Source organism: Pseudomonas sp. S3_E10 (genome assembly GCF_054667615.1).
In genome coordinates, this window is record NZ_CP162743.1 from 4,331,304 (window position 1) to 4,344,644 (window position 13,341).

Below are 13,341 nucleotides of genomic sequence, written 5' to 3' on the forward strand. Positions count from 1 at the left end.
TATGGTTCAGTCTTCTGCAACCGTTGTTTTTGGCGGTGTGTGGCGGTTCACGTCTGCTTATTTCATGCCAAATTCGCCCCCGTGGGCGTAGCGCCATCAGCGGGCCAATGCGCTACACTGCCGCGCTTGTACCGATAGAAGATTTTGAAGGGAAAACATGACGTTCAAGGCGCCGGACAGTCTCGCCGAGCAAATCGCTCACCACCTCGCCGAACGCATCATTCGCGGCGATCTCAAGCCTGGGGAACGGATCCAGGAACAGAAAGTCACGCTGGCGCTCAATGTCAGCCGTGGTTCCGTGCGCGAAGCCTTGCTGATCCTCGAGCGGCGCCACCTCATCGCGATCCTGCCGCGCCGGGGCGCGCACGTCACCGAGCTCACCGCGCACAAGGTGCAGAGCCTGTGCACGCTGATGAGTGAGCTGTATATCCTGCTCGGCAATGCGGTTGCCCTGGGCTGGCAGACTCAGGCCGACATGGCGCCGTTCGTGCAGATCCAGCAGCGCCTGGTAAGCAATTTCGAGCGCCAGGACATCCGCGCCTTTGTCGAAGAGTGCTTCAACGTGATGCGCGCCGCGTACCCCTTCGCCAACAACCCGTATCTGCAGGAAACCGTCGAGAACCTGCAACCGGCGATGAACCGCGCTTATTACCTGGCCCTGGATCAGCGCAAAGCGTCCATGAGCGAGTACCTGGCGTTGTTCGAGCAACTGCTCGCCGCCGTGCTGGCCCGGGACCTGCCGCAGATCCGCCTGGTGTTGTCGGCCTACTGCCAGCGCAGCAGTTCCTTGGTTATCGCAGCGTTGGCGGACGCCTAAGCGTGCGGCTCAAGTGCATCAAGTTGGCGGGGTTCAAATCCTTCGTCGACCCGACCACGGTGAACTTCCCCAGTAACATGGCGGCGGTGGTCGGGCCCAATGGTTGCGGCAAGTCGAACATCATCGATGCCGTACGTTGGGTGATGGGCGAGAGCTCGGCGAAAAACCTGCGCGGCGAGTCGATGACCGACGTCATCTTCAACGGCTCCACCAGCCGCAAACCGGTAAGCCAGGCCAGTATCGAACTGGTGTTCGACAACTCCGACGGCACTCTGATCGGCGAATACGCGGCCTACGCGGAAATCTCCATCCGCCGCAAAGTCACGCGCGACAGCCAGAACAGCTACTTCCTCAACGGCACCAAGTGCCGGCGACGCGACATCACCGATATCTTCCTCGGCACGGGGCTTGGGCCACGCAGCTACTCGATCATCGAGCAGGGCATGATCTCCAAGCTGATCGAAGCCAAGCCCGAAGACTTGCGTAACTTTATCGAAGAAGCGGCCGGCATCTCCAAGTACAAGGAGCGCCGCCGCGAGACCGAAAACCGCATCCGCCGTACCCACGAAAACCTCGCTCGCCTGACCGACCTGCGCGAAGAGTTGGAGCGCCAGTTGGAGCGCCTGCATCGCCAGGCCCAGGCGGCCGAGAAATACCAGGAATACAAGGGCGAAGAACGCCAGCTCAAGGCGCAACTGTCGGCCCTGCGCTGGCAGGCCTTGAACGATCAAGTGGGCCAGCGCGAAGCGATCATCGGCACCCAGGAAATCAGCTTCGAAGCGCTGGTGGCCGAGCAGCGCAATGCCGACGCCAGCATCGAACGCCTGCGTGATGGCCACCATGACCTGTCCGAGCGCTTCAATCTGGTGCAGGGCCGCTTCTATTCGGTGGGCGGCGATATTGCTCGCGTGGAGCAGAGCATCCAGCACGGTCAGCAGCGTCTGCGCCAGTTACAGGACGATCTCAAGGAGGCCGAACGCGCGCGCCTGGAGACTGAATCTCACCTGGGCCATGACCGCACCTTGCTGCTGACCCTCGGCGAAGAGCTGGACCTGCTCACCCCCGAGCAGGAAGTCACCAGCGCCGCCGCCGAAGAGGCTGCCGCTGCCCTGGAAGAAGCCGAAACCACCATGCACGGCTGGCAGGAGCAGTGGGACGCCTTCAACCTGCAATCGGCCGAGCCGCGTCGCCAGGCCGAGGTGCAGCAGTCGCGCATCCAGCAACTGGAAACCAGCATGGAGCGCCTGGCCGAGCGCCAGCGTCGCTTGCAGGAAGAGCGCGTATTGCTCGCCGCCGACCCGGAAGACGCGGCGATCATGGCGCTGAGCGAGCAACTGGCCGAAAGCGAAATGACCCTCGAAGAGCTGGAGGCCAGCGAAGAACAGCAAGTGGAGCGCCTGGAGCAATTGCGTCAACAACTGCAACAGGCGACCCAGGCGCAACAGCAGGCCCAAGGCGATTTGCAGCGCCTCAATGGCCGGCTGGCGTCGCTTGAGGCCTTGCAGCAAGCCGCCCTGGACCCTGGCACCGGCACCGCCGAATGGCTGCGCGACCAACACTTGGCCGAGCGCCCGCGCCTGGCCGAAGGTTTGAAGGTGGACGCCGGCTGGGAACTGGCGGTAGAAACCGTGCTGGGCGCTGACCTGCAAGCGGTGCTGGTGGATGATTTTGGCGGCTTCGACCTGGCCGGGTTTGCCCAGGGCGATCTGCGTTTGCTCAGCCCCGCCGCCGATGGCACGCGGATGCCGGGTAGCCTGCTGGACAAGGTCGAGGCCGCGATTGACCTGTCGCCGTGGTTGGGCCAGGTCAAGCCGGTGGACTCCCTGGAGCAGGCCCTGGCCGGGCGCGGTCAACTGGCCGCCGGCGAAAGCTTGATCAGCCGCGACGGTTATTGGGTGGGCCGGCACTTTCTGCGGGTGAGTCGCGCCAGCGAGGCAGAGAGCGGCGTATTGGCCCGAGGCCAGGAAATCGTCAACCTGACCGCCGAGCGTGAAGAGCGCGAAGCCACCCTGCACAGCCTGGAAACCGAATTGCAAACCCTGCGCGCCACCCAGCGCCAGCAAGAGACCGGCCGCGAACACCTGCGCCGCCTGTTGCAGGACGAAGCGCGCCAGCAGGGCGAATTGAAAGCACAACTGTCGGCCAGCAAGGCCAAGGCCGAGCAACTGACCCTGCGCCGCACCCGCCTCGACGAAGAAGTGGCTGAGATGGGTGAGCAGCGCGCCCTGGAGCACGAACAGATCGGCGAAGCACGCCTGCACTTGCAGGAAGCCCTCGACAGCATGGCGCTGGACACCGAGCAGCGCGAATTGCTGCTGGCCCAGCGCGACAGTCTGCGCGAACGCCTCGACCGTGTGCGCCAGGAAGCGCGCCAGCACAAGGACCACGCGCATCAACTGGCGGTGCGCCTCGGCTCGCTGCGCGCCCAGCACGCGTCCACCGCCCAGGCCCTTGAGCGCCTGGAGATGCAGTCCGAGCGCCTCACCGAAAAGCGCGAGCAACTGAGCCTCAACCTGGAGGAGGGCGAAGCGCCGCTGGAAGAACTGCGCCTGAAGCTTGAAGAGTTGCTCGACAAGCGCATGACCGTCGACGAAGAGCTCAAGACTGCACAAATCGCCCTGGAAGATGCCGACCGCGAACTGCGCGATGCGGAAAAACGCCGGACCCAGGCCGAGCAGCAATCCCAATTGATTCGCAGCCAGCTGGAACAACAGCGCATGGAATGGCAAGCCCTGACCGTGCGCCGCAAAACCCTGCAAGACCAACTGCTCGAAGACGGCTACGACTTGCACGGCGTGCTCAACACGCTGACCGCCCAGGCCAATGAGAAAGACGCCGAAGAAGAACTTGAGCGGATTGCCGCGCGTATCCAGCGCCTGGGCGCGATCAACCTCGCCGCGATTGACGAGTACCAGCAGCAGTCCGAGCGCAAACGTTATCTGGATGCCCAGGACGCCGACTTGGTCGAAGCGCTGGACACCCTGGAAAATGTGATCCGCAAGATCGACAAGGAAACCCGCAACCGCTTCAAAGATACCTTTGATCAGATTAATGGCGGTTTACAGGCGTTATTCCCAAAAGTTTTCGGTGGAGGCAGCGCCTACTTGGAACTGACGGGCGAAGATCTACTCGATACAGGGGTAACGATCATGGCGCGGCCTCCGGGCAAGAAGAACAGCACCATCCATTTGTTGTCCGGCGGCGAGAAAGCCCTGACTGCATTGGCCCTGGTATTTGCCATCTTCAAGTTGAACCCGGCGCCGTTTTGCATGCTCGACGAAGTGGATGCCCCGTTGGATGACGCGAACGTGGGACGCTATGCGCGACTGGTCAAAGAGATGTCCCAGACCGTGCAGTTCATCTATATCACCCACAACAAGATCGCCATGGAAATGGCCGATCAGTTGATGGGGGTGACGATGCACGAGCCGGGCTGTTCGCGTTTGGTCGCGGTGGATGTCGAAGAGGCGATGGCGATGGTGGAGTCCTGACCCACGCTGACTGAGAATTTTCTTAGCACGGCGTAGGGCGATTTACCGGCTTGGCGAAAGTGGCAAATGGACATATTTGTTCAAGGCATTTTGACAGACGGTGTAAAGTTATCTTTGGTCGTGCTAGTTTAATGTCAATTTTTCGTGTGCGTGGGCAAAACGCCATTCAGAACATAGAGTTGGCGCCACGTTTTAAAGCGGTTTGCACGGTGCTAAACCCCTTATTTTTCAGCATTTTTTATTAGAGGCACGGGATTACATGGAAATCGGTCTGCGCGAGTGGCTGATCGTCATCGGCATTATTGTCATTGCCGGTATTCTTTTTGATGGCTGGCGCCGCATGCGCGGTGGCAAGGGCAAGCTCAAATTCCGTCTGGACCGCAACCTGTCCAACTTGCCCGACGACGACGGCAGCGCCGAGCTGCTGGGGCCGCCCCGTGTGCTGGATACGCATAAAGAGCCGCAGCTGGACGAGCACGACTTGCCGTCGATGAGCGCGCCGTTGCGCGAAGCCCGCGAGCCGTCGTCCAAACGTGGCAAGCGTGGCAATACCGGCGCCGCCGAGCCGCATCAGGGCGACCTGAACCTGGATGTGGACGAAGGCCCGAGCTTCAGCAGCCGCGATAATGATTTCCCGGATGAAAACACCGGCAAGACCTCCAGCGCGCCACGTCAGTCGGTCAACGATCAGCCGGCCGCCGAAGAAGTATTGGTGATCAGCGTAATCTGCCGCGACGCCGCCGGCTTCAAGGGCCCGGCACTGCTGCAGAACATCCTCGAAAGTGGCCTGCGTTTCGGCGAGATGGACATCTTCCACCGTCATGAAAGCATGGCCGGTAACGGTGAAGTGCTGTTCTCCATGGCCAACGCGGTCAAGCCGGGTACCTTCGACCTGGACGATATCGACCTGTTCAGCACGCCCGCGGTGAGTTTCTTCCTTGGCTTGCCAGGCCCGCGTCACCCCAAGCAAGCGTTCGACGTGATGGTGGCCGCTGCCCGCAAGCTGTCGCAGGAACTCAACGGCGAGCTCAAGGACGACCAACGCAGCGTCCTCACCGCCCAGACCATCGAACACTACCGTCAGCGCATCGTCGAATTCGAGCGTCGCGCCCTGACACAGAAACGCTGAGGTTTGGTTTCCAGCGTTGTCGATAGAATTAAGCGCACCAACATTTGAGCAGCTTCGGCTGCTCTTTTGCTTTATGAGAGAACACCCATGACCGCCGCCCATACCCGCATCCTCGAACTGCGCGCTGAACTGGATCAGCACAACTACCGTTACCACGTCCTCGACGAGCCGAGCATTCCGGACGCCGAATACGACCGCCTGTTCCACGAGCTCAAGGCCCTGGAGGCCGAGCACCCAGACCTGGTGACGCGTGATTCACCGACGCAGCGGGTCGGCAGTGCGGCGTTGTCGGCGTTCACCCAGGTCAGGCACGAGATCCCGATGCTCAGCCTGGGCAACGCCTTTGACGAAACCACCATGCTGGAGTTTGACCGCCGGGTCACCGAAGGCCTCGACCTGCCGGTGGGCGATCTGTTTGGTGGTGGCGCGGCGGTGGAATACAGCTGCGAACCCAAGCTGGACGGCCTGGCGGTCAGCCTGCTGTACCAGGACGGCGAGCTGGTGCGCGGCGCCACCCGTGGCGACGGCACCACTGGCGAAGACATCAGCGTCAACGTGCGCACCGTGCGCAATATTCCGTTGAAGCTGCACGGCAGCGGCTGGCCGGCGACCCTGGAAGTGCGCGGCGAAGTGTTCATGTCCAAGGCCGGTTTCGAGCGGCTTAACGCCTCGCAACTGGAGGTGGGCGGCAAGACCTTCGCCAACCCGCGCAACGCCGCCGCCGGCAGCCTGCGCCAGTTGGATTCAAAGATCACCGCCAGCCGCCCGCTGGAATTCTGCTGTTATGGCATCGGCCAGGTGACCGCCGACATCAGCGACACCCATATCGGCAACCTGAAGCAGTTGCAGAAGTGGGGCATGCCCATCAGCCACGAGCTGAAGCTGGCCAAGGGGATTCAGGAGTGCCTGGATTACTACCGCGACATCGGCGAGCGGCGTAACAGCCTGCCCTATGAAATCGACGGCGTGGTGTTCAAGGTCAACAGCATCGCCTCCCAGCGCGAACTGGGCTTCCGTGCGCGGGAGCCGCGTTGGGCCATCGCGCATAAATTCCCGGCCATGGAAGAACTTACCGAGCTGCTCGACGTGGAGTTCCAGGTCGGCCGCACAGGCGCCGTCACCCCGGTGGCGCGCTTGAAGCCGGTCAAGGTCGCCGGGGTAACCGTGTCCAACGCCACCTTGCACAACATGGACGAAGTCGCGCGCCTGGGCCTGATGATCGGCGATACCGTGATCATCCGCCGTGCCGGTGACGTGATCCCGCAGGTGGTGTCGGTGGTCACTGAGCGCCGTCCGCAAGACGCCCGCGCCGTGCAGATCCCGCAGAGCTGCCCGGTATGCGGCTCTCATGTGGAGCGCACGCAACTGGTCAAGCGCAGCAAGGGCAAGGAAACCGTCAGCGAAGGCGCGGTTTACCGCTGCGTCGGCCGGCTGGCCTGCGGTGCGCAGCTCAAGCAGGCGATCATCCATTTTGTCTCGCGCCGGGCCATGGACATCGACGGCCTGGGCGATAAAACCATCGAGCAGCTGGTGGATGAAAAACTCATCGGTTCGCCGGCAGACCTCTACAAACTCAAATACGAGCAGATCATCGACCTGGAAGGCTTTGCCGATATTTCCAGCAAGAAGCTGATTGCGGCCATCGAAAACAGCAAGGCGCCGACCCTGGCGCGGTTTATCTATGCCTTGGGCATTCCCGATGTGGGCGAGGAGACCGCCAAGGTGCTGGCGCGCTCCCTGGCGTCCCTGGAACGCGTGCAGAAGGCCTTGCCCGAAGTACTGACGTATTTGCCCGACGTGGGCCTGGAAGTGGCGCACGAGATCCACAGCTTCTTTGAAGACAGCCATAACCAACAGGTGATCGGCGCGCTGCTGTCGCCGCACGAATGCGGCCTGCAGTTGCAGGACCAGGGGGAGCTGAGCGCCGAATTTGCCGCCAGCACTACCTTGGGCGGTTTGCTCGATAAATTGCACGTACCCAGCGTGGGCCCGGGCGCCGCGCAGAAACTCGCGGACAAGTTCGGCAGCCTCGAAGGCGTGATCCAGGCCGACTGGCTGGACATGCGCCAGGCGCTGCCCGAGAAGCAGGCCAAGGCCGTACGGGACTTCTTCGACAATGCCGAAAACGCCCGTCATGCCCTGGCCATCGAGCAGCAGCTCAAGGATTTCGGCATGCACTGGCAGAGCGAGAAGAAGGTCGTCGAAGGCTTGCCTGAGGCAGGCCACACCTGGGTGCTCACGGGCTCCCTGGAGCTGATGAGCCGCGACGTGGCCAAGGAAAAACTCGAAAGCCTGGGCGCCAAAGTGGCAGGCTCGGTGTCGGCGAAAACCCATTGCGTGGTCGCCGGGCCGGGTGCCGGTTCAAAGCTGGCCAAGGCCAGCGAACTGGGGTTGAAGGTGCTGGACGAAGAGGCGTTTGTCGCGTTCCTTGCCAAACACAACATTGTGCTCTGACGCGGCGCCTGTGGTAGCGGGCTTGCCCCGCGCCGGGCCGCCAGGCAGCACCAAACAAAGTGGAACGATCCCAACCCCCAGATGATCTAGTCTCAGTCATCCAGGGAGAGATCGCCATGTTCCGCTACTTCGAGCAACTCAGTTCGCGCATCGCCGCACCGTTCATGGCCGACACCTCGCGTGACAGCAAGGTCTGGCAGTGCCGCTGCGGCCAATCGCTGTTCTTTCGCAACAGCCAGTGCCTGGCCTGCCAGGCGCTGTTGGGCTATCAGCCGCAGCAGAGTCGTTTGTCTTCCCTGCAACCCGGCCCTGTCGAAGGCACCTGGCTACAAGACGGCAACCTCGACGCAGGCGCCTTCCGCCGCTGCGCCAACCTTGACACTCCGGCCGCCTGCAACTGGCTGATCCCCGCTCATAGCACCGCAACGCTGTGTGTCGCCTGCAGCCTCAACCGCACCATTCCCGATCTGTCGATGCCGGAAAACCACGAGCGCTGGCTCAAAGTCGAGACCGCCAAGCGCCGGCTGGTAGCGCAACTGATCAGCCTTGGCCTGCAAGTGGTGCCCAAGCGCGTTGACGAAGACACTGGCCTGGCGTTCGATTTCGTCGGCATTGACCTCGAAGGCAACGCGCCCATGACCGGCCACGCGAACGGCCTGATCACCCTGGACATCAAAGAGGCCGACGACGCCCACCGTGAGAAAATCCGCGTGCAGATGCGCGAGCCTTATCGCACGTTGCTCGGCCATTTTCGCCATGAAGTCGGCCATTACTACTGGGATCGGTTGATCGCCACTGCTCACTGGCTGGAGCCGTTTCGCCAGTTGTTCGGTGACGAGCGCGCCAGTTATGCCGACGCGCTCGACCAGCATTACCAGAACGGCCCGCGCCCGGATTGGCAGCACACCTGCGTCAGCGCTTACGCCACCATGCACCCTTGGGAAGACTGGGCCGAAACCTGGGCCCATTACCTGCACATGATGGACGCCGTCGACACTGCCCTGGGCTTTGGCATGAGCGCTCGCGAGATGGACCTGGAATATCAGCCGTTTCCGCTCACCACCCTCTACGACCCTCAACACCCCGGCGGCCCGGCGTTTCTGTCGTTCATCAACGCCTGGATCGAACTGGCCGCCATGCTCAACGAGCTGTCACGCAGCATGGGCCAGCCGGATTTCTACCCCTTCGTGCTGCCCCCGGCGGTGATCGCCAAGCTGCACTTTATTCACCTGGTGATCCAGCAAGAGGGTGGCAGGGCGGATGAGGCTGTGATTCTGTAGGGCGACAAGTACTTGAACCCCTTGATTTTTTAATCCAAAACCAACGGTTGTAACTTCCGATCAGATCGGTACAATGGCCCCGCTTGCCGAGAGGCAGGCATCGTTATGGTGACTCCATCGGTCCCCCCGCAACGATTACCCGTGAACCTGGTCAGAGCCGGAAGGCAGCAGCCACAGCGGGAACATTGTGTGCCGGGGTGTGGCTGGTGGGGTTGCCTCCATAACGCTCTTCCTTGTGGCAACCCTGCCTGTTTCAAACCAAAAAACTTTTTTTTACGCCCATCTGCCGATTTTTATGCAGTGGCGACGACCTATCGCTGGAAAACCCTTAACCACCTGCTAGCTTGAATCGTGTAAGCGACCCCGTGCTGGAGTAGTGAAGAAGTGATGGCACTCCTTTAATCAATAAGGATAAGTGCCATGACGAGTGTTCAAGGTGTTCCCGAATCCCTCAGTGCCTCAGTCGGCACCCCAGGCAAGGCGCGCAATGTGCTTGCCGATGTTCAAGCCGTTCAACGTCTGTTTAATTTGATCACGCCCGCATCCGCTTCGCTGCTGGTGGTCGACGGCAAGTGCGGCCCTTTATTGCTTCAACGCATCAAGGACTATCAATCCAATCGCCTCCAGTTCACGCATCCCGACGGGGTGATTGACCCGGCCGGCCGGACGTTCAACCGCCTGGTCGAAGATGCGCACAAGGCAAGTCGCGGCATGCCGCTCGCCGCGCCAGGTAAATCACCGTTGGTCACCACGCCTGTGTGCGACGGTCATGTAGCGCTGACAGACGCGGACTTTCAAAGCGCCGCCGCTGTATTGGGCAACGGTATTTCGGTGAATATCCTCAAGGCGTTCGCCACGGTGGAGTCCGGTGGGCGTTCCGGGTTCGGGCCAACATTAATGCCCGTGATCGCCTATGAAGGGCACATCTTCCGCAGGTACACACAGCATAGATTCGACAAGGCCTATCCTTTTCTTTCGTACCCTTATGTGGAAAAGGCCGGTGCGCAATGGCGTGCCAATAACAAGACTCAGGTAACGGCTTGGGCCACGCTGGCCGCGGCGTATAACCTGGACGCGGACGCAGCGCTGATGTCGGTGTCTTATGGGATGTTTCAGATCATGGGCTTCAATTACGCCGCGTGTGGTTATAAGTCGGTGGTCGATTTTGTCACGGCGATGAAACTCAATGCCGGCCAGCAATTGATCGCGTTCGTCGGGTTTTGCCGCAAAAGCCCTGCGTTGATCAAGGCCATGAAGAATAAGGATTTTGCCGGCATGGCTCGGTATTACAACGGAGCAGACTATGGCGACTATGACCGGCGTATCCAAAAAGCCTATGACGCGCTGGAAAAGAAAAAATAGCCGAGCATGATGGGTGTTTCACAACGTCTGAGGCGATCACTGGACAACTCAAAACCATCTTGTTAGTTTCCGCCGGCCACTTGTATCAGAGTATGACAATGGCGCCGAATTGATATTGAAGTGCTATCACTTCTTTAACTAACAAGGATGTATGTGATGAAAAGCCTGCAAGGGTTACCCCGTCTTATCAGTGCTTCGGTCGGCGCGCCGGGTAAAGCCCGCAACTTGCCCGCCGATGTTCAGTGCATCCAGTATCTGTTCAATTTGATCATTCCCAAGATGGGTTTTCCGCTGGCCGAAAACGGCAAGTGTGATAGCCAGTTGGTGCAATGCATCAGCCAGTATCAGTTCCGTCATCTCAAGTACGCGCACCCTGACGGTGTGATCGACCCTACCGGTCGCACGTTTAACAGCCTGATCGAAGAAGCGGTGAAAGTGCCGGTCAAAGCCTTTCCAACCATGCGTATCCCGAGCTTTCTCAACGCGTTCGGTAATGGCAACGGCGATGCGGTGCAGGCGACGGTCAATGTGTACCTGGACCGCATGCGCGCAATGATCGAGGCCGAGCGACGTAACCGGCAGCTGATGCTCCAGGCCACGTGCGACGGCGGCATGACCCTCAGCGAAACCGATTTCCAGAACGCCGCCACGCAACTGGGCAGCGGTATCCCGGTGAACATCATCAAGGCTTTCGCCACCGTGGAGTCCGGCGGGCGCTCCGGGTTCGGGCCGGCCAAGTTGCCGGTGATCGCCTTTGAAGGTCACTTGTTTCGCAAGTACACCAAGCACATCTACGACCAGGCGCACCCGCTGCTGTCTTACCCTTACGTGAAAAAAGCCGGACCGCAGTGGCAAACAAACAACAAGGACCAGATCAAAGCCTGGGAAACCATGGCCACTGCGTTTGCCCTGGACCAGGAAGCTGCACTGATGTCGGCCTCGTGGGGCATGTTCCAGATCATGGGCTTCAACTTTGCATCGTGCGGTTACAAGACGGTATTTGAATTTTCGGCGGCGTTGAAAGTGAATGCCGGCAACCAACTCAAGGCATTTCTCGGTTTTTGCAGCAAGAGCCCGGCGTTGATGAAAGCCATGAAGGCCAAGGACTTTACCGGCATGGCGCGCAACTATAACGGCGAGGACTACGGTAACTACGACGTCCTGATGAAAAAAGCCTACGAAAAACTGGAAGGGAAAAAATAGGATGATCCGTTTACTAGCGGTAGGTGTGTTGTCGTTGTGCGCCGTGGCACCCGCCTTGGCCGGTTCGGCCGCGTTGCATTCAGGCAAATACGAAGGGCTGATGTTGGCGGTGACGCCGGACCATCAGGTCGAAGGCTTCTATTCGGAATCAATGGGCGAGGGCGTCAGCCGCGGTTGCACGTTCTACCTGCAAGGCAAGCCTGGCGCGCTGACCACCTGGCTCGACACAGCCTACCCCGGCAGCGTGGCGCCTTCAGCGGATGGCGTGACCTTGACTGTGGAAGAGGGGCGCCAGCATCCCGGTTGTCTGAATGTGCTGATGCCGGAGATCGCCACCGGCCTGGACCTGACCCAGACCGCCGACAAAAAATGGATCGGCCTGGTCACCGTGTCGGCCGACAAGGCGTACCTGCTGAAAACTCCCAGCGCCAAGCCCGCCAAGCGTCCCTACATCGTCAAGGGTGATGTAGTGGGCCTGCTGGCACTCAAGGACGGCTGGGCTGAGGTGGAGTTCACCAACGCCGATGATCGTTCGTTCACCGGCTGGATCAGCCAGGATCAATACAGCCGCCTCGCCGCGCCCACTGTCCAGAACTGAGTGACTTCCCCCGCGCCGCTGTGTGCCAGGCACGCAGCGGCGTTTTCATGCCTGGGCTCAGGACTTGTTACGGCCGAACAGCTTGCGTACCCCGGCGAGTAACGCCACTACGCCAATCACCAGAAACTTCTTTGCCGCCAGCAGGAATATGCCGATCTTGGCGAACAGCCCGGCCTTGGCGGCAATCCCGCCGGCCACCAGCGCGGCCAGGCCGTACGTGGCCAGCTTGTCGGTTTTGGGGTTGAAGTCGGTGTAGAGGTTGCCGTCGGTGAAGTTGGTAAAGGCCAGGACCTTGGGCAGTTCTTGCTTGATGGTCGACAGGTCGGCCATGGCCGCGACGGCGTTGAGTTCCAGCACGCCTTCACGACCCAGCACGCGGATGCTGTAGTTGAGTGTGTTCTGCTCGGCGTCGTCGGCTTTCAGTTCCCGTGCCCAATACATCTTGTGCGAGGTTTCGTCGTAGTGTGGCGGTTCGGCCCAGCCCAGCAGGTGCAGGCCGGCGTAGCCTTGTTTCTGGCGTTCTTTGTTGTCGGCTTCGTCTTCTTCTTGCATCTGCTTGAGCAGGTCGGCGTAGTCGATTTTTGCAGCGTCCTCGTCGGAAATATGCCCGTCGGCCTTATAGCTCACGATCACGCCCCAGCCACGCTCGGACAACGGGCTGACCGCTTTGGGCACGATCATGCCCAGGGTCTTGAAGCCCGGCGGGTTGCCCCAGCCATCGGTGAGCAGGCGCTCGGTGTCGGCGGGGTTGAGGTAATAGAATTCGTCGTTGAGCTTGAGGGTGGCAATGCCACTGGGCAGGGTGACCGTGCCGGTTTGTTGTTTGAGCGACGCGAGAAAATGCTCGGCGGTCTCGGCGGGCGCACTGGCTTCAACCGGGGCAGCGGGTGTGGAAGCGGCAAAAGCGGGGGCGACAGGCAGGCTCAGCACGGCCGCCGCCAGCAATAGGCGGAAGTAATTCATGGTAGTCCCTTACATTTTGAATTAATTTCGCGGAAGGATAACCG

9 protein-coding genes and 1 other RNA gene are annotated in these 13,341 nt (G+C 60.6%); 9 read left to right on the plus strand and 1 reads right to left on the minus strand.

The features are described 5' to 3' along the window. Positions 1-157 precede the first annotated feature (157 nt). From AB4N98_RS19890 to AB4N98_RS19930, 9 genes are all read left to right on the plus strand, one after another. Positions 158-817 (plus strand): GntR family transcriptional regulator, encoded by a 660-nt coding sequence (locus AB4N98_RS19890; RefSeq protein WP_017527479.1) that lies wholly within the window; start codon positions 158-160, stop codon positions 815-817. 2 nt (positions 818-819) lie between these two features. Next, on the plus strand, positions 820-4,308 hold the full coding sequence (smc, locus tag AB4N98_RS19895; protein WP_460148875.1) for a chromosome segregation protein SMC: 3,489 nt from the start codon (positions 820-822) through the stop codon (positions 4,306-4,308). A gap of 259 nt (positions 4,309-4,567) precedes the next feature. Next, positions 4,568-5,437: a cell division protein ZipA gene (zipA, locus tag AB4N98_RS19900; RefSeq protein WP_460148876.1), complete on the plus strand. Its 870-nt coding sequence runs from the start codon at positions 4,568-4,570 to the stop codon at positions 5,435-5,437. An 87-nt stretch (positions 5,438-5,524) separates the two neighbouring features. Next, entirely contained in the window at positions 5,525-7,891 is a 2,367-nt protein-coding gene (ligA, locus tag AB4N98_RS19905; RefSeq protein ID WP_460148877.1) for an NAD-dependent DNA ligase LigA, read from the plus strand. Between the two features lie 116 nt (positions 7,892-8,007). Continuing rightward, positions 8,008-9,171 carry a zinc-binding metallopeptidase family protein gene (locus AB4N98_RS19910; RefSeq protein ID WP_017527483.1) on the plus strand — a complete coding sequence of 388 codons (1,164 nt, stop codon included), beginning with the start codon at positions 8,008-8,010 and terminating at the stop codon, positions 9,169-9,171. 115 nt (positions 9,172-9,286) lie between these two features. Beyond that, an RNA gene (gene ffs, locus AB4N98_RS19915) (signal recognition particle sRNA small type) lies at positions 9,287-9,383 on the plus strand. Between the two features lie 208 nt (positions 9,384-9,591). After that, on the plus strand, positions 9,592-10,533 hold the full coding sequence (locus AB4N98_RS19920) for an N-acetylmuramidase family protein (protein ID WP_065878184.1): 942 nt from the start codon (positions 9,592-9,594) through the stop codon (positions 10,531-10,533). Between the two features lie 156 nt (positions 10,534-10,689). Continuing rightward, entirely contained in the window at positions 10,690-11,736 is a 1,047-nt protein-coding gene (locus tag AB4N98_RS19925) for an N-acetylmuramidase family protein (protein ID WP_017527485.1), read from the plus strand. Between the two features lies 1 nt (position 11,737). Then, positions 11,738-12,334 carry a hypothetical protein gene (locus tag AB4N98_RS19930; RefSeq protein ID WP_017527486.1) on the plus strand — a complete coding sequence of 199 codons (597 nt, stop codon included), beginning with the start codon at positions 11,738-11,740 and terminating at the stop codon, positions 12,332-12,334. Between the two features lie 57 nt (positions 12,335-12,391). Here the strand turns inward: AB4N98_RS19930 and AB4N98_RS19935 are convergent, their stop codons facing one another. After that, on the minus strand, positions 12,392-13,297 hold the full coding sequence (locus AB4N98_RS19935) for a DUF2167 domain-containing protein (protein WP_116079341.1): 906 nt from the start codon (positions 13,295-13,297) through the stop codon (positions 12,392-12,394). Between the last annotated feature and the right edge of the window lie 44 nt (positions 13,298-13,341).